The sequence below is a fragment of the Sphingomonas sp. S1-29 genome, assembly GCF_026167545.1.
Taxonomy (GTDB): Bacteria; Pseudomonadota; Alphaproteobacteria; order Sphingomonadales; family Sphingomonadaceae; genus Sphingomonas.
The window spans coordinates 3,322,632-3,342,389 of record NZ_CP110678.1 but is presented as its reverse complement, the minus strand read 5'-3'; the positions used below and the strand labels follow the sequence as shown (position 1 = coordinate 3,342,389).

19 protein-coding genes are annotated in these 19,758 nt (G+C 66.9%); 10 read left to right on the top strand and 9 right to left on the bottom strand.

Annotated elements, in window-relative coordinates; genetic code table 11:
- Positions 1-108 precede the first annotated feature (108 nt).
- Together glmS and glmU are read right to left on the bottom strand one after the other, a co-directional pair.
- Complete coding sequence (glmS, locus tag OKW76_RS15985) at positions 109-1,944, bottom strand: glutamine--fructose-6-phosphate transaminase (isomerizing) (RefSeq protein ID WP_265549963.1); 1,836 nt, start codon at positions 1,942-1,944, stop codon at positions 109-111.
- 1 nt (position 1,945) lies between these two features.
- Positions 1,946-3,301: a bifunctional UDP-N-acetylglucosamine diphosphorylase/glucosamine-1-phosphate N-acetyltransferase GlmU gene (gene glmU, locus OKW76_RS15980; protein ID WP_265549961.1), complete on the bottom strand. Its 1,356-nt coding sequence runs from the start codon at positions 3,299-3,301 to the stop codon at positions 1,946-1,948.
- 76 nt (positions 3,302-3,377) lie between these two features.
- Between glmU and OKW76_RS15975 the strand changes: the two genes are divergently transcribed.
- Positions 3,378-4,049: an HAD-IA family hydrolase gene (locus tag OKW76_RS15975; RefSeq protein WP_265549958.1), complete on the top strand. Its 672-nt coding sequence runs from the start codon at positions 3,378-3,380 to the stop codon at positions 4,047-4,049.
- On the opposite strand, the gene OKW76_RS15970 is transcribed toward OKW76_RS15975, so the two are convergent.
- From OKW76_RS15970 to OKW76_RS15950, 5 genes are read right to left on the bottom strand one after another with little or no spacing between them, the layout of a single operon-like run.
- The gene (locus OKW76_RS15970) at positions 4,046-4,450 is read right to left on the bottom strand and encodes a hypothetical protein (protein ID WP_265549956.1); all 405 of its coding nucleotides are present in this window, start codon (positions 4,448-4,450) and stop codon (positions 4,046-4,048) included. The genes OKW76_RS15975 and OKW76_RS15970 overlap by 4 nt on opposite strands.
- A 37-nt stretch (positions 4,451-4,487) precedes the next feature.
- Positions 4,488-5,507, bottom strand: a complete 1,020-nt coding sequence (locus tag OKW76_RS15965) for a nucleotidyltransferase family protein (protein WP_265549954.1) — start codon at positions 5,505-5,507, stop codon at positions 4,488-4,490.
- The gene (locus OKW76_RS15960; RefSeq protein ID WP_265549953.1) at positions 5,504-6,358 is read right to left on the bottom strand and encodes an HprK-related kinase A; all 855 of its coding nucleotides are present in this window, start codon (positions 6,356-6,358) and stop codon (positions 5,504-5,506) included. Before OKW76_RS15960 ends, OKW76_RS15965 begins: the two co-directional genes overlap by 4 nt.
- A complete protein-coding gene (locus OKW76_RS15955; protein WP_265549950.1) occupies positions 6,355-6,627 on the bottom strand; it encodes an HPr-rel-A system PqqD family peptide chaperone in 273 nt (90 codons plus the stop codon). Before OKW76_RS15955 ends, OKW76_RS15960 begins: the two co-directional genes overlap by 4 nt.
- A 7-nt stretch (positions 6,628-6,634) precedes the next feature.
- Positions 6,635-7,024, bottom strand: a complete 390-nt coding sequence (locus OKW76_RS15950; protein WP_265549948.1) for a hypothetical protein — start codon at positions 7,022-7,024, stop codon at positions 6,635-6,637.
- Between the two features lie 101 nt (positions 7,025-7,125).
- Here OKW76_RS15950 and OKW76_RS15945 point away from each other — a divergent pair, with 101 nt between their 5' ends.
- From OKW76_RS15945 to OKW76_RS15905, 9 genes are all read left to right on the top strand, one after another.
- Complete coding sequence (locus OKW76_RS15945; protein WP_265553047.1) at positions 7,126-8,376, top strand: ATP-binding protein; 1,251 nt, start codon at positions 7,126-7,128, stop codon at positions 8,374-8,376.
- Between the two features lie 55 nt (positions 8,377-8,431).
- Entirely contained in the window at positions 8,432-9,466 is a 1,035-nt protein-coding gene (locus tag OKW76_RS15940; protein ID WP_265549947.1) for a substrate-binding domain-containing protein, read from the top strand.
- Positions 9,463-10,839, top strand: coding sequence for a phosphate ABC transporter permease subunit PstC (gene pstC / locus OKW76_RS15935; protein WP_265549945.1), 1,377 nt, complete (start codon positions 9,463-9,465; stop codon positions 10,837-10,839). The genes OKW76_RS15940 and pstC overlap by 4 nt, the downstream gene beginning before the upstream one ends.
- Complete coding sequence (pstA, locus tag OKW76_RS15930; protein WP_265549943.1) at positions 10,832-12,130, top strand: phosphate ABC transporter permease PstA; 1,299 nt, start codon at positions 10,832-10,834, stop codon at positions 12,128-12,130. Before pstC ends, pstA begins: the two co-directional genes overlap by 8 nt.
- Entirely contained in the window at positions 12,130-12,942 is an 813-nt protein-coding gene (gene pstB, locus OKW76_RS15925) for a phosphate ABC transporter ATP-binding protein PstB (protein WP_322740100.1), read from the top strand. The genes pstA and pstB overlap by 1 nt, the downstream gene beginning before the upstream one ends.
- A gap of 25 nt (positions 12,943-12,967) precedes the next feature.
- Positions 12,968-13,657 carry a phosphate signaling complex protein PhoU gene (gene phoU, locus OKW76_RS15920; RefSeq protein WP_256506830.1) on the top strand — a complete coding sequence of 230 codons (690 nt, stop codon included), beginning with the start codon at positions 12,968-12,970 and terminating at the stop codon, positions 13,655-13,657.
- Between the two features lie 11 nt (positions 13,658-13,668).
- Positions 13,669-14,361, top strand: coding sequence for a phosphate regulon transcriptional regulator PhoB (gene phoB, locus OKW76_RS15915; RefSeq protein ID WP_256506829.1), 693 nt, complete (start codon positions 13,669-13,671; stop codon positions 14,359-14,361).
- Between the two features lie 108 nt (positions 14,362-14,469).
- Positions 14,470-14,940: a hypothetical protein gene (locus OKW76_RS15910; RefSeq protein WP_265549941.1), complete on the top strand. Its 471-nt coding sequence runs from the start codon at positions 14,470-14,472 to the stop codon at positions 14,938-14,940.
- Between the two features lie 387 nt (positions 14,941-15,327).
- A complete protein-coding gene (locus OKW76_RS15905) occupies positions 15,328-17,514 on the top strand; it encodes a TonB-dependent receptor (protein WP_265549939.1) in 2,187 nt (728 codons plus the stop codon).
- A 153-nt stretch (positions 17,515-17,667) separates the two neighbouring features.
- Here the strand turns inward: OKW76_RS15905 and OKW76_RS15900 are convergent, their stop codons facing one another.
- On the bottom strand, positions 17,668-19,071 hold the full coding sequence (locus tag OKW76_RS15900) for an ATP-binding protein (RefSeq protein ID WP_416221826.1): 1,404 nt from the start codon (positions 19,069-19,071) through the stop codon (positions 17,668-17,670).
- Between the two features lie 2 nt (positions 19,072-19,073).
- A complete protein-coding gene (locus OKW76_RS15895; RefSeq protein WP_256506823.1) occupies positions 19,074-19,751 on the bottom strand; it encodes a response regulator transcription factor in 678 nt (225 codons plus the stop codon).
- Between the last annotated feature and the right edge of the window lie 7 nt (positions 19,752-19,758).

The window sequence follows — 19,758 nt, the reverse complement described above, 5'->3', positions numbered from 1 at the left end:
AGATAGCTGCCATACCAAAAATTCCATAATATTCGTTTCAGCAGATACTATCGTGTGGCGAAAGCCAGCGAAAGATTACCGACCGCTTCCTGTGCCCGCCGACTCGACTCACTCGACCGTCACGCTCTTGGCAAGGTTGCGTGGCTGATCGACGTCGGTGCCCTTGGCGACGGCGACATGATAGGCGAGCAGCTGCACCGGAATCGCATAGACGATCGGCGCGATCAGCGGGTGGACCTTGGGCATCTCGATCGTCGCGACCGCATCGTCGCCGGCTTGTGCCAGCCCGTCGGCGTCGGAGATCAGCACCACTTGCGCGCCGCGCGCCTGTGCTTCCTGCATGTTCGACACCGTCTTGTCGAACAACGGGCCCGAGGGGGCGAGAACGATTAGCGGCACATGCTCGTCGATCAGCGCGATCGGGCCGTGCTTCATTTCGCCCGACGCATAGCCTTCGGCGTGGATGTAGCTGATTTCCTTCAGCTTCAGCGCGCCTTCGAGCGCGAGCGGGTAATCGGGGCCGCGACCGAGATACAGCACGTCGCGTGCACCCGCGATCGTGCCCGCCATCGCCTTGATGTCGTCGTCGTGCGCCAGCGCGGCGTTGATCGCCGCGGGAACCTCGCGCAGGTGATGGACAATCTCGCGCTCCTCGGCGGCGTCGAGCTTGCCCTTGGCGCGCGCCAGGTTGATCGCCAGTGCCGCCATCACCGCCAGCTGGCAGGTGAACGCCTTGGTCGAGGCGACGCCGATCTCGGGGCCGGCATGGGTGGGGAGCAGCAGATCGACCTCGCGTGCCATCGAGCTGGTCGGCACGTTGATGATGCCCGCGGTGGTGACGCCGTGCTGCTTCATGTGACGAAGCGCGGCGAGCGTGTCCGCGGTCTCGCCCGATTGACTCACCACCACGCCGAGCGTGTTGGCCAGCAACACCGGGTCGCGATAGCGGAATTCCGACGCGACATCGACCTCGACCGGCAGCCGCGAGAAGCGCTCGATCCAATATTTGCCGATCATCCCGACATAGCTTGCGGTGCCGCAGGCGACGATCGTCACGCGCTCGACGCTCGACAGGTCGAAATCCATGTCGGGCAGCGCGACCTGCTCTTCGAGCGGTCGGATGTACGAGCGCAGCGTCTGCGCGACGACGATTGGCTGCTCGTAGATTTCCTTCAGCATGAAATGCCGATGGTTGCCCTTGTCGATCAGCGCCCCGGTGACGCCGCTGATCGTGATCGGCCGCTCGACGGCCAGGTTGTCGCGATCATACACCTGCGTGCCCTCGCGCGTCAGCACGACCCAATCGCCTTCTTCGAGATAGGCGATACGCTGGGTGAGCGGCGCCAGCGCCAGCGCATCCGAGCCGAGGAAGGTCTCGCCCCCCTCGTCCTCGCCGCCATAGCCCACCACCAGCGGCGAGCCGAGCCGCGCGCCGATCAGCATGTCGGGATGGTCGCTGAACAGGATCGCCAGCGCGAACGCGCCGTGCAGCCGCGGCAATACCGCGCGAACCGCCGCCTGCGGATCGCCGGTCGCGTCGAGCGCCGAATCGATCAGGTGCGCGACCACCTCGGTGTCGGTCTGGCTGAGGAATACCCGACCCTGCGCCTGAAGTTCCTCGCGCAACGGCTTGAAATTCTCGATGATTCCGTTGTGGACGACGGTGACGCGGCCGGCGGTGTGCGGGTGCGCATTGTCCTCGGTCGGCGCACCATGCGTCGCCCAGCGGGTATGCGCGATGCCGACCCGGCCGGGCAGTGGCTCGGCGACGAGGAGCCGGCCGAGGTTGACGAGCTTGCCCTGCGCGCGGCGGCGTTCGAGCCGGCCCTCGTGCAGCGTCGCGATCCCCGCCGAATCATAACCCCGATATTCGAGCCGCTTGAGCCCGTCGAACAGCCGGTCGGCGACGTCCGACGTCCCCAGAATGCCTACGATGCCGCACATATTATCTGGTCGCCTTTCTAGCCTGCATCGTCGTGCGAAACCGTACCGCCCATCCCGCGCGTGCTTCCTGCGGTGCCCTTGCCAGTGCGAGCGCGCCGGGGTCAACATCGGTGGTCACCACCGATCCGGCGCCCACGATGGCACGGTCGCCGATCGCGACAGGCGCTACCAATGCGCTGTTCGAACCGATGAACGCGCCTTCGCCGATCTTCGTACGATATTTGAAGAAGCCGTCGTAATTACAGGTAATCGTGCCAGCGCCGACATTGGCGTCGGCACCGACGTCGGCGTCGCCCAGATAGGTCAGGTGGCTGGCCTTGGCCCCCTCGCCCAGCACCGCATTCTTGATCTCGACGAAATTGCCGACCTTGGCGCCGCGTCCGAGCACCGTCCCGGGGCGCAGCCGGGCGAACGGGCCGACGCTGCATTCCTGCGCTACCGTGGCGCCTTCGAGATGCGAAAAGGCGTGGATCGTCACCCGATCGGCGATTGTCACACCGGGGCCGAAGACGACATTGGGTTCGATCACCACGTCGCGACCGATCACCGTGTCGTGCGCGAACCACACCGTCCCGGGCGCGAGCAGCGTCGCGCCGTCGGCCATCGCCGCGGCGCGCCGCTTGGCTTGCCAATCGGCCTCGACCGCCGCCAGCTCGCCGCGGCTGTTGACCCCGGCGACTTCGGCGGCGTCGGTCTCGATCACCGCCGAGGCGCGACCATCGGCGGCCGCGAGCATCACGATGTCGGGCAGATAATATTCGCCCGCGGCATTGTCGTTGCCGACGCGCGCGAGCAGGTCGAACAGGTCTTCGGAGCGCACCGCCATCAGCCCCGAATTGCAGAGCGTCACCGCGCGCTGCGCTTCGCTGGCGTCCTTGAACTCGACCATCCGCTCGATCCGCCCGGCGGCATCGGCGATCACCCGGCCATAGGCGCCCGGATCGGCGGGGCGGAAGCCCAGCACCACGCTCGCGGGGGCATCGTCGCCGTGCAGCCGGTCGATCATCCGCTGCATCGTCGCCGCGGTGACCAGCGGCACATCGCCATAGAGGATCAGCACATCGCCCGAAAAGCCGCCGAGCGCCGCCTGCGCCTGCGCGACCGCATGGCCGGTGCCGAGCTGTTCGGCCTGGTGCGCGATCGAAAGGCCGTGCGGCGCCACCGCCGCCTCGACCTGCTCGCGCCCCGCGCCCACCACCGCGACGATCCGGTCGGGCGCCAATGCGCCAACCGACGCGACGAGATGCAGCAGCATCGGCCGCCCCGCAATTGGGTGGAGTACCTTGTGCAGGTCGGACTTCATTCTGGTGCCCTTGCCGGCGGCAAGGATGATGGCGGCGATTGGTCGCGTGGTCATGCGGCTTCCTTGTTTCGCCGCGCCGATTGCCACGAATGGCTTGCCAATTCCATAGCGCGGCTGGCAGGCAGCCGGCATGACCGGATTTCCTTTCGATATCGTGGGCTTCGACCTCGACGGCACCCTGCTCGACACCAGCGGCGATCTCGCGGCGGCGGTGAACCATGTGCTGGCGCTCAACGACCGCGCGCCGCTGGCGGTCGAAGCGGTGAAGCCGATGGTCGGGCTGGGCGCGCGGCACATGCTCAAGCAGGGGCTGGCGGCGTCGGGCGGGTTCGACGAGGCGATGCTCGATATCGGCTATCCGCTGCTGCTCGAACATTATGCCGCCAATATCTCGGCGCACACCGTCCCCTTCCCCGGCCTGCTCGATACGCTCGACGTGCTGCAGGCGAGCGGCGTCACGCTCGCGATCGTCACCAACAAGTTCGAGCATATGGCGGTGAAGCTGATCGGCGAACTCGGCCTTTCGGAGCGTTTCGCCTGCATCATCGGCGGCGACACGATGGGCAAGGGCAACGCCAAGCCTTCGCCTTTGCCGATCCACGAGATGATCCGCCGCACAGGCGGCGGGCGCGCCGCGTTCGTCGGCGATTCGATCTTCGACATCGACGCGGCGAAGGCAGCGGGCATTCCCTCGATCGCGGTCAGCTTCGGCTTTCTGTGGCAACCCGTCGAGGAATTGGAGGCCGACGCGGTGATCGATCATTTCGACGAGCTGGTCTCGGCGCTGCACCGCTTGGCTTAGTCGATCAACATCGCTGCGGAGTCGATCCGGTATCCGACAAGCTGCGCTTCATCCTGGGTAATACGCCATACAAAAGTTTCGGGTACGGCGCCGCCTCTCGCAAAGGTTGTGCGTTGGCCGAGGGTAACGAATGTTCCCTTGTTACCCACCTGGATATTCCATCCCGTATTCTGGCTTATGCCCGCAGTGCCGATTTTTCGTGACACGGCGCGCAACACTTGGGGAAACATGGGCTGGCTACGCAGTTCAGGGCCGGCTTCAGCAACGATCGTCGTATAGTCTCCAACGTTCAGCCTCGCATGAAACTTCGGCACCGCCTCTTTGGCGATGTCGACCGTTTTTTGCGACGAGCATGCTGCCAGCATGACAGTTGCCGGCATCAATACCCAACCTAATTTCATAGTGCCTCCCCCAACCAACGCCTATCTTCATGGCGACTCAGCCGGGCGGGCGATAGCCCTTGCGCCATTTGGTCCACAAATGGCGCGCGAGCATTGTGGGGGGCATCCGCAGATAATGGCCGCGCAGGTAGAAGGCGAATTCGCTGAGCTTGCGCCGCTGGACGCCCCAGCCGTCGCGGCCCAGTAGGCGGCGGCGGTAGAGGCGGTCGGCGAAACCCAACCCGCTGGCTCCCAGGGCGGGAGTCGCAGAGTATAGCGCATCGGCTAGCCGCACCGCCCTGGCCATTTCGCGCGCGAGCCCATGGTGCGCGGCGCGCGCGATCAGCGCATCGCGGAACCCGGGCGCGTCGAATTCATCGAGCAGGCAATGGATATCCCACAGGTTGCGCAGGCCGCCCGCCAGATCGCCATCGGCGAACAGATGCGCGGCGGCGTGGACCAGCACATCCTCGCGGCTGAGCATCGACAGCCCGTTGCCGATCTCGATGCTGTCGGCGATCAGCCCCGCGGCATCGGGCCGCACCCGCGCGGTGAGCGGCAGGATCGTGTGGTGGACGTCGATCATCCGGTCGCGCTCGCGGTGGATCAGCGGCGGGAGCTCGTGCATCCATTTGCGGTAATAGGCGTCGTCATAGGGATCGGGCTTCACCCATTCCCAGCCCGCGCGCAGCAGTGCCGCCTCGACCGCGTCGATCGAGTCGCGCGGCACGAGAATGTCGAGATCGCCGATCGAGCGGCCAACGCCTGCCGACAGGCCCGCCGCGACGAAGGCGGTGCCCTTGAGCAACACCACCGGCACCCCGAGGGGCGCCAGCGCGCGGCGGGCCATCTCGGCCTCCCACAACGCGGCAATCCGCCCCTGATCGGCCGACAATCGCGCATCGGCGAGGATCCGCGCCGCCGCATCGGGCATCGGCAGACCGTGCAACCGATAGGCGAGCGTGCCGATCATCTGCTCGGCGCGCGCCGCACCGATCAGCGCGGTCCAGCCGTCGGCGTCGAGCGCGGTGACGCTCGATGGATCGCGCAGCGCCTCGACCAGCAGCAGCGCGCTCATGCCGCCACCGCTTCGACCTGCGCGACCGCGGTCGCAGCATCGGGATAGTCGATCCCGACCGCCGGAACACCGCGCACCAGCGCGGTCAGCGCATCGAATCCGCGCTCGCCCATCGCGACATAGTTGGTCGATGCCTGGGTCAGCCGGACGAAGGTCTCGCTCGGCAGCACCGAACGCTGCGCCGCCTCGAACCCGAAGCGCGGGAACAGGATCGCGGCGGCGCGCGCAGGCTCGGCCATTCGCGCGATCGAATCGGCATCGGGCACCAGGTGGCGGATATCGCCCTTGGGTGTTTCCGATTGCAAAGGGCCGAAGCGCGCGCGCGGCAAGGCTGCCTCGACCACCGCCACGCTTTCGTTCTTCAGGCTGACCAGCCGGGGAAAGCCGTGGACCAGCCCGGTCTCGGGATCGACCAGCGCGAATTCGTCGCCCATCAGCCGCCAGCCGCGCGCCATCAGCAGCGCCGCCAGCGTCGATTTGCCCGCGCCCGAAATCCCCGTCATCAGCACCGCGCGGCCATCGCGCTCGACGCACGAGGCGTGGAGCAGCAGGTAGCGTCGCTGCGCCAGCGCCATCTGCAGGTTCATCCCCATTTCGGCGGCGAGCAACCCCAGCGACAGCGGCAACGGCGCCGCATCGGGGATGGTATAGTCGCCGCCGATCATCACCGCCGGACGCACGAAGCGCCGCCACGGCCGCGCCGCGAACAGCCGGACGCTGAAATCGGGGATGCCGTGATCGGGCTTGGGATAATCGCGATACAATGTTTCGAGCTGCGCGATCGGCTGGCGCCAATCCGATCCGACGCGAAAGCCGACCGGCCCGATCCTGACGTGAAAGACGTGCCTCACCCGCGTTCGACCAGCCCGACCGCCGCGAGTTCGTCGAGCCGCGCCGCAAGCGCCTCGGCGTCGGCATCGCCCAGGTCATAGTCGGCGGTGAGCTTTGACAGCAGCGCGAAGACGTCCATCGCCTCGTTCGCCAGCGTCTCGAGGATTTCGGGCACCGGCGAAGCGACGACATGCGTCTGCCCCGAAGCACGGTGATAGATCAGCGTCAGCAGGTCGAGCGGCACGATCCGCAGCGCTTCGCGCGCGCTTGCCCGATAGCGTGCGGGCACCGCCGGCTCAGCCGCGCGGCATCTGCAACGAGGCGAAGCAGGTGAAGCCGCTGGTACCGGTCTGCAGCCGGCGGATGTAGTTGGTGTAGGCCTTGCTCTGCGAATAATCGGCACCGGGCAGCGACCCGCCGTTGAGCGCGCGCTTCACTTCCTCGCCGGTGAACGGGCGCGATGCCGGCGGGAAGGCACCCGCGGTACCCGCGGGCACGACCTTGCCGTTCTGCGCGATGTAGTTTCCCGCGCGCCCCGGATCGGGCACCGGGATCTCGCAGGTCGACAGCGACGCGGCGGTCTGCGCCAGCGCCGGGCGGATCGAGACGATCGCCGACGCCCCGACCGCGCCCAGCATCAGCGCGCGGCGGCCGGGTTCGGCTGGCTTGGACGGTTCGTCGGTCATGCTGCCACCTTTGTAGGCTTGGATGCCTTACGCAATGGTAAAACAGGGTTAACCCAAGCAGGTGCTACCCCAAAGCGTCCCGGATCGGGTACATGGCGGGAATGTTACAGGGGTCGGGGATTCGGGCGGCGCTTGCGCTGGGCCTGGCAGCGGTGAGCGCGCTCGCTGGTTTTGTCATCGGTGGCAGCATCGAATCGGTCGCGGTCGCGCTGGTCGGCGGGATCGCCGCGGTGCTGGTGGCGATCGGCACCGGCGAGGACGAGGCGCCGCCGCGGGTGCCCGAACCGCTCGCCCCGCCGCCCGCGACGCCCGAGCCAGCGATCGCCGACGTGATCGCGGCGATCGGCGAGCCGATGCTGGTCGTCGCCGAAAAGCGCGTCATCCGCGCCAACGCCGCCGCCAAGACATTGCTCGGCCAGCATATCCTGGGCGAAGACGTGCGGCTGGCGATCCGCCATCCCGCCGCCTCCGAACGGCTGGTCGCCGCCGCCGGATCGCGCGGCGACGAACCAATCCATCTGGTGGGGCTGGGCACGCGCGAGCAGCGCTGGGAAATGCGCGTGCGCGAACTCGGCGACGATGTGCGGATTGTCCATCTGGTCGACCGCACCGGCAGCTACGCCACCGATCGCATCCGCGTCGATTTCGTCGCCAATGCCAGCCACGAGCTGCGCACCCCGCTCGCCTCGATCCTGGGCTTCATCGAGACGTTGCGCGACGAAGCCGGCGACGATGCGGGTATCCGCGACCGCTTCCTGAAGGTGATGTTCGACGAAGCGAACCGGATGCGCCGGCTGATCGACGACCTGATGTCGCTCAGCCGGATCGAGGCCGAGAAATATCGCGAGCCCGATACGCTGGTCGACCTTGCCGACCTGGTCGAGGAGGTCCGCTCGGAGATCGCCGCCGCCAGCAACGGGCGCGGCGGTGACCTGTGCTCGGCGATCGCCGACGTCGCGCCGATCAAGGGCGACCGCGCGCAATTGAGCCAGGTGCTCCACAATATCGTCGGCAACGCGATGAAATATGGCCGGCCGGGCACCCCGGTGACGATCCAGCTGCGCCACGACGGCGGATCGATGGTCCGCCTGTCGGTGACTGACGAGGGCGAAGGCATCGCGCCGCAGCATCTGCCGCGGCTGACCGAGCGATTCTATCGTATCGATTCGGGACGCAGCCGCGCGATGGGGGGCACCGGGCTGGGCCTGTCGATCGTCAAGCACATCGTCGAGCGCCACCGCGGGCGGCTCGACATCGCCAGCACGCCGGGCGCGGGAACGGTGGTCACGGTATTGCTGCCGGCTGGACCCGTGTCATCAAAACGCAACGTCAATGTAACAGAGGCTCCGTGACAGGGTGCTAACCCACTCTCAGCGCAATCCGCGCGACCGCCAGGGGCAAGTCCACATGCTGCGTATCGTCGCCATCGCGAGCCTGAGTGCGCTCGCACTCGCCGCTTGCAGCGACAGCCGGGCCGCGCGCGAGGAAATCCGCGTCGTCGGCTCGTCGACCGTCTATCCCTTCACCACCGCGGTGGCCGAACAGTTCAACAATGCGCGCCCCGACATGAAATCGCCGGTGATCGAATCGACCGGCACCGGGGCGGGCATCAAGCAGTTCTGCGCCGGGATCGGCCCGCAATTCCCCGACATGCTCAACGCCTCGCGTCGGCTGTACCGGTCGGAATATGATGATTGCCAGGCCAATGGCGTGCGCGACATCCTCGAAATCCAGGTCGGGATCGACGGCATCGCGCTCGCCGAGTCGCGCAATGGCCCGGGGCTGTCATTCACCCTGGCCGACATCTATCGCGCGGTCGCCGCCAACCCCGGCGGCAAGCCCAACACCGCGCGGCTGTGGTCCGAAGTCAATCCCGCCTTCCCCGCGATCCCGATCCAGGTGCTCGGGCCGCCATCGACCAGCGGCACGCGCGACGCGTTCGTCGAGCTGATCCTCGAGCCCGGCTGCAAGGCGGCGGTGCCCGAGGCGGCCGCGCTCGAGGAGAGCGACGAAGAAGCCTATGACAAGATGTGCACGCGGATGCGCAACGACGCGGCCTATGTCGACAAGGGCGAGAACGACAATTTGATCGTGCAGAATCTGGTGACCAATCCCAATGCGATCGGGATCTTCGGCTTCAGCTACCTCGAAGAGAATATGGGCCGGTTGAAGGGCAGCGCGTTGAACGGCATCGAACCGACCTATGAAACCATCTCGTCGGGCGCCTATCCGAGCGCGCGGCCGCTCTATCTGTATGTGAAGAAGCAGCATATTCGCCCGATCCCCGGATTGCAGTCGTTCCTCGACGATTATGTCGCCGCCTGGGGACCCGATGGCCCGCTGGTGCGCAAGGGGATGATCGCCGCGCCGCGCGACATCCGCGAACGCTCGGCCGAGATCGTCAAGCGCGGCATTCCGCTCGATCCCGCGGTGCTCAAATGACCGCTACCGCATTACTGTTGCTGATCATCGGGCTGGCGCTGATCGGCTGGCTCACCGCGCGGGCGCGCGCCACCCGGCTACAGGGCGTCGGCGGCAAGCGGCTCCACTCGCTGCCCGGCCAGCATGGCTGGTATGTCGCGATGTGGGTCGCGGTTCCTGCGCTGGTCTTCCTCGCCTTCTGGTCGTGGCTGAGCCCGCAGCTGGTGAACGATGCGGTGCTCGCGACGCCGCAGGCGCAGTCGCTGCCCGCTGCCGGGTTCGAGCGTTCGGCGATCCTCGGCGAGGCGCGCAACCTTGCGGGGACCGAAGGGCTGGGCGCGTTCAATCCCGAGGCCGAGCTGCTCGCCCCGGTCTTCGACAGCTATATGACCAGCTATGCCTGGATCGGTACCGCGATCGCGGTGCTGCTCGCCTTTGCCGGTGGCGCCTTTGCCTATACGCGGATCGCCACCGATTTCCGCGCGCGGACGCGGGTCGAGCGTGCGGTGATGCTCGCGCTGCTGGTGGCGTCGCTGATCGCGATCCTGACGACGCTCGGCATCTTCCTGTCGCTGCTGTTCGAAAGCGCGCGTTTCTTTTCGATCGTGCCGATCACCGATTTCCTGTTCGGCACCAATTGGGCGCCGCAGGTGATCAACCCCGCCGACCCCGGCGCTGACCTTGGCGCAGTGCCGCTGTTCTGGGGCACCTTCTTCATCGGCGCAGTGATCGCGATGCTGGTCGCCATCCCGTTCGGGCTGATGAGCGCGATCTATCTCACCCAATATGCCGCGCCGGCGGTGCGCAAATGGATGAAGCCGATCCTCGAAATCCTCGCGGGCGTTCCCACCGTGGTCTATGGCTATTTCGCCGCGCTCACCGTCGGCCCCGCGATCCGCGATCTTGCGGTGTCGCTGGGCTTCACCTTCGCGAGTTCGGAAAGCGCGCTGTCGGCGGGGCTGGTGATGGGGGTGATGATCATCCCCTTCGTCTCGTCAATGGCCGATGATTCGATCGCCGCGGTGCCAACCTCGATGCGCGACGGCAGCCTGGCGATGGGCGCGACGACGTCGGAGACGATCGGCCGCGTCTTGCTGCCCGCCGCCCTCCCCGGCGTCGTCGCCGGCGTGCTGCTCGCGGTGTCGCGCGCCATCGGCGAGACGATGATTGTCGTGATGGCCGCCAGCGGTGCGGCGACGATCACGCTCAACCCCTTCGACAGCGCGACCACCGTCACCAAGCAGATCGTCGACTTGCTGACCGGCGAGGCCGAATTCGACAGCCCCAAGACGCTCGCCGCCTTCGCGCTGGGGCTCACGCTGTTCGTGATCACGTTCCTCTTGAACATCGTCGCGCTTCGCGTCGTGAAGAGATACCGGGAAGCGTATGAGTAGCACCCTTGTAGCCCAGTCGCTCGCGGGGGGGCACGAGCCCGCCGAGCGCGCGCCGACCGATTGGAAGACCCAATCGATGCAGCGCCGCATCCGCCGCCGCTACGCCGCCGAACGCCGCTTCCGGCTGCTCGGCCTCGCCGCGGTGACGATCTCGGCGGGGTTCCTGGCGTTCCTGCTGTGGACGATGCTGTCGAACGGGCTCGCGGGCTTCAGCCGGACCGAGGTTCGGCTGCCGCTGAACTTCGCGGCAATGAACCTCGACGTCACCCCCGACCAGCTCGGGCGACGCGGGGCCGATCTGGCGCTCGCGGGTGCCGGGCTGCAGAACGCGGTCGGTGTCGCCGCGGTCGAGGCGTTCGGCGAAGAGGGCGAACGCTATATCTCGGACAGCGCGTGGGTGACGGTGCGCGAGGCGGTGAAGGACGATCCGAGCCTGCTGACCAAGCAGGCGACGATCACCGTTCCCGCATCGAGCGACATCCACACCGCCGCGACCGAGGATGCGACCCCCGAGACCGAAGCCGCCGCGGCGATGCTGACGCAGCGCGGCGCGCTGACCAGCGGGTTCAACTGGACCTTCCTCACCGGCGCCGATTCGACCGATCCGACCGCGGTGGGCATCTGGGGCGCGCTCAAGGGATCGTTCCTGACGATGCTGGTGACGCTCGCGCTCGCCTTCCCGATCGGCGTGCTCTCGGCGATCTATCTCGAAGAATATGCCCCGCGCAATCGCTGGACCGACCTGATCGAGGTGTCGATCAACAACCTCGCTGCGGTGCCTTCGATCATCTTCGGCCTGCTCGGCCTCGCGGTGTTTCTTGGCACCTTCAACATGCCGCGATCGGCGCCGATCGTCGGCGGGGTGACGCTGGCGCTGATGATCATGCCCGTCATCGTCATCGCGGGGCGCAACGCGGTGAAGGCGGTTCCGCCCTCGATCCGCGACGCGGCGCTGGGGGTCGGCGCGAGCCGGATCCAGGTGGTGTTCCACCACGTCCTGCCGCTCGCGCTGCCCGGCATCCTGACCGGCACGATCATCGGCATGGCGCGCGCGCTGGGCGAGACCGCCCCGCTGCTGATGATCGGCATGCGCGCCTTCATCTCGACCGCGCCCGACGACCTCACCAGCCCGGCGACGGTGCTGCCGGTGCAGATCTTCCTCTGGTCCGATCAGGTGAGCCGCGGCTTCGTCGAAAAGACCAGCGCGGCGATCATCGTGCTATTGATGTTCCTGCTCGCGATGAACGCGCTCGCCATTTATCTCCGCAACCGATTCGAGACCCGCTGGTAATGACCGACGTCCACGTCAAACCCTCTGCCGAAGCCGCGACCAACGCGCCGGCGCGCCCGATCAAGATGGCGGCGCGCGACGTCAACGTCTATTATGGCAAGACCCACGCGATCAAGGACGTGTCGATCGATGTCGACATGGACAATGTGACCGCATTCATCGGCCCGTCGGGCTGCGGCAAGTCGACCTTCCTGCGCACGCTCAACCGGATGAACGACACGATCCCGATCGCGCGGACCGAAGGCGACATCACGCTCGACGGCGAGGATATCTATGCGCCGTCGATGGACGTGGTCCAGCTGCGCGCGCGCGTCGGCATGGTGTTCCAGAAGCCCAACCCCTTCCCCAAGTCGATCTACGAAAACGTCGCCTATGGCCCGCGAATCCATGGGCTGGCGCCGTCGAAGGCCGATCTCGACCATGTCGTCGAACGCTCGCTGCGCCGCGCCGGGCTGTGGGAAGAAGTGAAGGATCGGCTGGCCGATTCGGGGACGGCGCTGTCGGGCGGCCAGCAGCAGCGGCTCTGCATCGCGCGCGCGATCGCGGTCGACCCCGAAGTGATCTTGATGGACGAGCCGTGCAGCGCGCTCGATCCGATCGCCACCGCCAAGATCGAGGAGCTGATCCACGAACTGCGCGGCCGCTATGCGATCGTGATCGTCACCCACAATATGCAGCAGGCGGCACGCGTGTCGCAGCGCACCGCGTTCTTCCATCTCGGCAATCTGGTCGAATATGGCGTGACGTCGGAAATCTTCACGAACCCGCGCCAGGAGCGGACCAAGGACTATATCACCGGCCGCTACGGCTGACCCCTTCGCCCCGAGGCACAACGACATGAACGAGCATACGGTCAAGGTTTTCGACGACGAACTGGGGCAGCTGCGCGGGCTGATCGCGCAGATGGGCGGACTTGCCGAACAGGCGATCACCGGTGCGATCGAAGCGCTGGTGCGCCATGACCTGGATGCCGCCGCCAAGGTGATCGAGGGCGACAAGAAGATAGACGTGCTCGAGCACGAGGTCGAGCGGCTGGCGGTCCAGTTGATCGCGCTGCGCGCGCCGATGGCCGACGACCTGCGCGAAGTCGTCGCGGCGATGAAGATCTCGAACACGCTCGAGCGCGTCGGGGACCATGCCAAGAACATCGCCAAGCGCGTCGCCGATATCGAGGGGCACCGGCATATCGAACCGCTGTCGGTGCTCCCCGCAATGGCGGGCGTCGCGAGCGAAATGCTCCACGACGTGCTCGACGCCTTTGCCGCGCGCGACATCGAAAAGGCGATGTCGATCGGCGAGCGCGACCGCGCGGTCGACGATTTCTACAATTCGATCTTTCGCGCGCTGGTGACCTTCATGATGGAGAACCCCGCCAGCATCAGCCAGGCGGCGCATCTGCTGTTCGTCGCCAAGAATCTCGAGCGGATCGGCGACCAGGCGACCAACCTGGCCGAGATGGTATATTACGCGGCAACCGGCGAGCAGATGGGCGAACGCGAACGCATTCCCTCAACCGCAGCCAACTGAAAGTGGCGACGATGGCACGAGTGAAGATGCTGCTGGTCGAGGACGATGCCGCCCTCGCCGAACTGCTCACCTGGCATTTCAAGCGCGAGGATTTCGAGGTCAAGCAGACCCCCGATGGTGAGGAAGCCTTGCTGCTAGCCAAGGAAGCGACTCCTGACATCGTGCTGCTCGACTGGATGGTCGAGGGGCTTTCGGGGATCGAGGTGTGCCGCCGGCTCCGCCGGATGCCCGAGACCGCCAATGTGCCGATCATCATGCTCACCGCGCGCGGCGAGGAAGAGGATCGCGTCCGCGGCCTCGAAACCGGTGCCGACGATTATGTGACCAAGCCCTTCTCGCCGCGCGAACTGGTCGCGCGTGTCGGCGCGGTGCTGCGCCGGGTCCGGCCGGCGCTCGCGGGCGAGCAACTGGTCTATTCGGACATCGAGATGGACACCGTCGGCCACAAGGTGCGCCGCGGCGGCGAAGTCGTGCCGCTTGGCCCCACCGAGTTCCGGCTGCTCAAGCATTTCCTCGAACATCCCGGCTGGGTCTTTTCGCGCGAGCGGCTGCTCGACGCGGTGTGGGGGCACGACAGCGACATCGAGAGCCGGACCGTCGACGTGCATATCCGCCGGCTGCGCAAGGCGATCAACGGCACCGACCGGCCCGACATCATCCGCACCGTGCGATCGGCGGGCTACGCACTCGACTCGGGGGCGTAACGGGGCGCCCTGCCGCCGAATCGGACAGGATCGGAAAGATTCGCGAGTCAGCGCGTTCCTTGTGCCAGCGCACCCTTTCGCGCTTCGGTATCGAGCAGGAGAGCACGCATGAAATTCATCGCAATGACCGCCGCGCTGGCGCTGAGCAGCGCCGCATTCGCGCAGACCGCCCCCACCAACTCGGGCAATATGCCGCCATCGGGCGCCGACGCGCCGATGAGCAGCGCCGACGCCCCCGCGAGCCAGGGCTCGACGATGCAGCCGACCGCGCCCGACGCGACGCAGGACGCGCCGCCCATGACGACCCCCGATTCGACGATGCCCCCCGCCAGCCCGGCAGGCCAGCCGATGGAGCAACAGCCGACGCAGCAGCCGATGGCGAGCGGCGGCGGTTCGATGACCGCTGGTGGCTATATGCCCGCGCAGCCGCCGATGTCGGGTCCGGCACAGGCGGGCGCCACGGTCCGCGTCCAGGCGTCGATGTCGCCGACGCAGGCGTTCCCGCCGCCCGCACCCAAAGCCGAATATCCGGTGTGCAAGCGCGGCCAGACCGATGGCTGCCGCAACCGCGGCGAGTAATCGCCGGTCGCGTCGGCACTAGGATGAGGGGCGCAGCAGCAATGCCGCGCCCCTTTTCTTTGCCTACCAAAAACCCTCCCCCTTCAGGGGAGGTGGCAACCCGCAGGGCTGACGGGGGGCTGCGCCACGAACGCACCGCCGGTTGGACCCCTGGCAACGCAGGACGAGTACGCAGGGCATTGGTTCAATCGCGAGCCTGTTTACGGCGCGGAGCCACGGCCTTGGCGCCGCCGCGCCGCTCCCCGCCCTGCCTGTTGCCTATTTGTAACAGCCGCCGACAACAAACACGTCTTGCACGCTATCTCGCCGCACTGCGTCAAAAACCGCCTTGAGACTTTATAACATCGCAGTATGAAAGAGGCGTTCCTCACGACGACGGGTCTTTCCATGCTTTTGCGTACCTTGCTTGCGACCTCGACGATGCTGGTTGCCGTTCCCGCGCTGGCGCAGCCTTCGAACGACACCGACCGCGCCGCGCCGGCATCGGTGCCCGCCCCCGCGGCCGCCGCCGAGCCGCAGCGCGGCGATCACACCGCGCAGCCCAACGACATCATCGTCACCGCCCCCTATCAGCGCAACCGGCTCGACGTGCTGTCGGGTACCTCGGTGCTGTCGGGCGAGGTGCTGACGCGCGAATTGCGCCCCACGATCGGCGACACGCTCGCGCGCCAGCCGGGCGTCTCGGCGACCTCGTTCGGCCCCAACGCCTCGCGCCCGGTGCTCCGCGGCTTCCAGGGCGACCGCATCCGCGTGCTGATCGACGGCATCGGCAGCATCGATGCCTCGACCAACTCGGTCGATCACGCCCCCGTTATCAATCCGCTCACCGCCGAGCGGATCGAGGTGCTTCGCGGCCCCTCGGCATTGCTGTTCGGATCGTCCGCGATCGGCGGCGTGGTCAACGTGATCGACAGCCGGATCCCGCGCGCGCTGCCCGACGAGGCGATCCATGTCGACGTGCTGGCCAGCTATGGCTCGGCCGCCGAGGAACGCTCGATCGCGGGCGAGGTCGAGGCGCGGATCGGCGGCAATCTGGTCGCGCATGTCGACGGGACGTATCTGCGCACCGGCGATTTGCGCACCGGCGGCTATCTGCTCTCGCCGAGCCTGCGCGGCATCGCGCTGACCAGCGACGAAGCCGAGGTTCGCGAGAATGCGAATTTGCGCGGTCGCCTGCCCAACAGCGCCGCCGAAACCTGGGAAGTCGCGGGCGGGCTGTCGGTGGTCACCGATCGCGGCCATCTGGGCTTTTCGGTCACGCGCTACGAGAGCACCTATGGCGTGCCCTCGCGGATCGAATTCCAGCATGAAGACGGCGATGACCATGATCATGGCGACGAAGATCATGACGGGGAGGAAGGCGATGAAGAAGGCCATGGCCACGAGAATGTCCGGCTGAACCTGAAGCAGACCCGGTTCGATATCCGCAGCGAGATCGAGACCGATGGCGGCTTCCTCGATCGCATCCGGCTGCGGTTGGCGGCGGCCGATTATCGCCACGACGAGATCGAGGAATCGGGCGAGATCGGCACCAGCTTCTTCAACCAGGGCTATGAAGGCCGGCTCGAGCTGGTGCAGGCGCAACGCGGCGGGTGGCAGGGCGCGACCGGCGCGCAATTCTTCATCCGCGACTTCAACGTCGTGGGCGAAGAAAAGTTCGTGCCGCGCAACACGACGCAGCAGCTCGGGCTGTTCACGCTGCAATCGTTCGATTTCGGCGCGGTGCGCGCCGAAGTCGGGGGCCGCTTCGAGAATACCCAGCTCAAGGCGCAGCCCGATGCCGATTTGGACACGCCGCTCAACCGCCGCGAGTTCAACGCCTTTTCGGGATCGGTCGGCGCCAGCGTCGGGCTGAGCGACACCGTCCGCGTCGGCCTCAACGCCTCGCACACCGAGCGCGCGCCGTCGGCCGAGGAATTGTTCGCCAACGGCCCGCACGCGGGCACCCAATCTTTCGAGATCGGCAACCCCGACTTCGACAAGGAAACGAGCTGGGGGTTGGAGGGCACGCTGCGCGGCACCGCCGGCCCGCTGACCTTCGGCGCGGCTGCCTATTACAACTGGTTCGACGACTATATCTATCAGTCGCCGACCGGCGAGGAAGCCGACGAGCTGCCGGTGTTCGTGTATGCGCAGTCCGATACCCGCGTCTGGGGCTTCGAGGTCGAGGCGGCGGCGAAGCTCGCCGAGGTTTCGGGGGTGGCGATCAACGTCGATGGCCTGGCGGATTATGTCCGCACGACGATCTCCGGGGTCGGCCCCGCGCCGCGCATCCCGGCGGCCCGCTTGCTGGGCGGGCTCGAAGCGCAGGCCGAGCAGTTCGGCGGCCGCGTCGAGGTCGAGCATGTGTTCGAACAGAACCGCGTGACCGATTTCGAGCTGCCGACGGCTGACTATACGATGGTCAACGCCTCGCTGTCGTTCCGGCCGTTCGGGCGCGGCAATGCGACGACGTTGCTGCTGCAGGCGACCAACTTGTTCGACGTCGAGGCACGCCGCCATGCAAGCTTCCTGAAGGACTTTGCGCCGCTGGCAGGGCGTGACCTGCGCGCGACGGTGCGGTTCCAGCTGTAGCTGGCTGGGCCGGGAAGCGAGCACCCCTCCCCTTCTTGCTCCCCTCCCTGATCAAGGGAGGGGCTGGGGGTGGGTCGGTCTGTTGGCAAGCGCGTCGCCCTACAAGCAGCCAACCCACCCCCAACCCCTCCCTTCCAGGGAGGGGAGAAATAACTACCGCGCCGCCGGCAACCTGAGCCGCACCATCAACCCGCCCAGATCCTCGCTCTCCTCGAGGCTCACCGTGCCGTCGTAAATCTCGGCGACGTCGCGCACGATCGCGAGCCCCAGCCCGGTGCCGGGCTTGCCGCTGTCGAGCCGCACCCCGCGATCGAAGATGCGGATGCGGTCGCTTTCGGCAATCCCCACCCCGTCGTCTTCGACCAGGATTTCGACGAACCCCGCCTCGGCGCGTGCGGTGATGAACACGCTGCCGCCGCCATATTTCGCGGCGTTCTCGACCAAATTGCCAAGCATTTCGTCGAGATCCTGGCGCTCGATATGCGCGACGAGGTCCTTGCGCCCGTCGACGTCGATCCGGACATGCTGGTACAGCCGCGCGACCGCGCGCTCGACCGCCTGGATGCTCGGCCACACCTCGGCGCGGCTATGCGCGCTGCCGCGGCGGCCGACCGCGCGTGCGCGCGCGAGATGGTGATCGACCTGTCGCCGCATCGTCCGCGCTTCGCGTACCACCGTCTCGGGCAAATCGTCGGCGCCAGCGGTCGCGGCGTTCATGATCACCGTCAGCGGGGTCTTGAGCGCGTGCGCGAGGTTGCCGGCGTGGCGCCGCGCCTCCTCGGCCTGGCGCTCGTTGTGCGAGATCAGGTCGTTGAGCTCCTCGATGATCGGCGCGACTTCGGCGGGCATCGGCCCGTCGATCCGCGCCGCCTTGCCGCCGCGCATCTTGGCGAGCTCGCGTTGCAGATGGCGCAGCGGCAACAGCCCGTACCAGGTCTGGAGCGCCGCCATCAGGATCAACCCGACCCCGAGCAGCAGGAAGCTGCGGATCAGCGTTTCGCGCAGCGCCAGGATCTGCGCGTCGAGCAGTTCGCGCTTCTGCGCGATCTGGAAGCGCCACCACACTTTCGATCCGGGCAGCCGCACGTCGCGCTCGGCAACACGGAGCTTCTCGTCGGCAAATTCTTCGGAATCATAATAATGCGCCGACCCCTTGGGCGCGTGATCGGTCACCCGCAGCCGGCGGTCCCAGAGCGAGCGCGAAGGCTTGGGGTCGAACCCCGCGCCGCTGACCTGCCAATACAGCCCCGAATAGGGTTCGAAAAACCCCTGGTCGGCAAGCTCGCGGCTGAACTCGACCTGGCCATCGGGGCCGATCTCGGCCGACACGATCATCGAGGTCAGCAGATAATCGAGCTGTTCGTCGAAACTGCGGGTGATCGCGCTCGACAGCACACGGTCTAGCGCGAAGCCGCCGCCCGTCAGCAGCAGCAGGATCCACGCGCTGGCGATGACGATCATCCGCCGGCTTAGCGACCCGGTCACGCGGACATAGGGTCGCGGCCGGTCGTGTGGCGCGGCGGCGGCCCCGTCTTCGCCAGGGAGCGTCGACGCCATGATCAGGCCGGCGGCGGCGTGCCAGGCTCGTCGAGGCTGTAGCCCATGCCGCGGATCGTGGTGATGACGTCCGAGCCCAGCTTCTTGCGGATTCGCGTCACGAACACCTCGATCGTGTTCGAATCGCGATCGAAATCCTGGTCGTAGATATGCTCGATCAGCTCGGTGCGGCTGACGACCTTGCCCTTGTGGTGGAGCAGATAGCTGAGCAGCTTGTACTCCTGCGCGGTCAGCTTCACCGGCTCGCCCGCGCGCGTGACCTTGCCGCTGCGCGTGTCGAGGCGGATGTCGCCCGCGGTCAGTTCGGCCGAGGCGTTGCCCGACGCGCGGCGGATGAGCGCGCGCAGGCGGGCGATCAGTTCCTCGCTCTGGAAGGGCTTGGCGACATAATCGTCGGCACCGGCGTCGAGCCCGGCGACCTTGTCCGACCAGCTGTCACGCGCGGTGAGCACCAGCACCGGCGTCGTCTTGCCCTCCTTGCGCCAGCGATCGAGCACCGTCAGCCCATCGACCTCGGGCAGCCCCAGATCGAGGATGATCGCGTCATATTGCTCGGTCGAGCCGAGATAATGGCCTTCCTCGCCGTCGCTTGCCTGATCGACGGCATAGCCTGCCCCCACCAGCGTGTTGCTGAGCTGCTGGCGCAGATTGGGTTCATCCTCGACGATCAATACGCGCATCGTTGTT

Coding starts and splice junctions, on each gene's coding strand:
- glmS (WP_265549963.1), bottom strand. CDS start 1,944: ATGTGCGGCATCGTAGGCATTCTGGGGACGTCGGACGTCGCCGACCGG.
- glmU (WP_265549961.1), bottom strand. CDS start 3,301: ATGACCACGCGACCAATCGCCGCCATCATCCTTGCCGCCGGCAAGGGC.
- OKW76_RS15975 (WP_265549958.1), top strand. CDS start 3,378: ATGACCGGATTTCCTTTCGATATCGTGGGCTTCGACCTCGACGGCACC.
- OKW76_RS15970 (WP_265549956.1), bottom strand. CDS start 4,450: ATGAAATTAGGTTGGGTATTGATGCCGGCAACTGTCATGCTGGCAGCA.
- OKW76_RS15965 (WP_265549954.1), bottom strand. CDS start 5,507: ATGAGCGCGCTGCTGCTGGTCGAGGCGCTGCGCGATCCATCGAGCGTC.
- OKW76_RS15950 (WP_265549948.1), bottom strand. CDS start 7,024: ATGACCGACGAACCGTCCAAGCCAGCCGAACCCGGCCGCCGCGCGCTG.
- OKW76_RS15945 (WP_265553047.1), top strand. CDS start 7,126: ATGTTACAGGGGTCGGGGATTCGGGCGGCGCTTGCGCTGGGCCTGGCA.
- OKW76_RS15940 (WP_265549947.1), top strand. CDS start 8,432: ATGCTGCGTATCGTCGCCATCGCGAGCCTGAGTGCGCTCGCACTCGCC.
- pstC (WP_265549945.1), top strand. CDS start 9,463: ATGACCGCTACCGCATTACTGTTGCTGATCATCGGGCTGGCGCTGATC.
- pstA (WP_265549943.1), top strand. CDS start 10,832: ATGAGTAGCACCCTTGTAGCCCAGTCGCTCGCGGGGGGGCACGAGCCC.
- pstB (WP_322740100.1), top strand. CDS start 12,130: ATGACCGACGTCCACGTCAAACCCTCTGCCGAAGCCGCGACCAACGCG.
- phoU (WP_256506830.1), top strand. CDS start 12,968: ATGAACGAGCATACGGTCAAGGTTTTCGACGACGAACTGGGGCAGCTG.
- phoB (WP_256506829.1), top strand. CDS start 13,669: ATGGCACGAGTGAAGATGCTGCTGGTCGAGGACGATGCCGCCCTCGCC.
- OKW76_RS15910 (WP_265549941.1), top strand. CDS start 14,470: ATGAAATTCATCGCAATGACCGCCGCGCTGGCGCTGAGCAGCGCCGCA.
- OKW76_RS15905 (WP_265549939.1), top strand. CDS start 15,328: ATGCTTTTGCGTACCTTGCTTGCGACCTCGACGATGCTGGTTGCCGTT.
- OKW76_RS15900 (WP_416221826.1), bottom strand. CDS start 19,071: ATGGCGTCGACGCTCCCTGGCGAAGACGGGGCCGCCGCCGCGCCACAC.
- OKW76_RS15895 (WP_256506823.1), bottom strand. CDS start 19,751: ATGCGCGTATTGATCGTCGAGGATGAACCCAATCTGCGCCAGCAGCTC.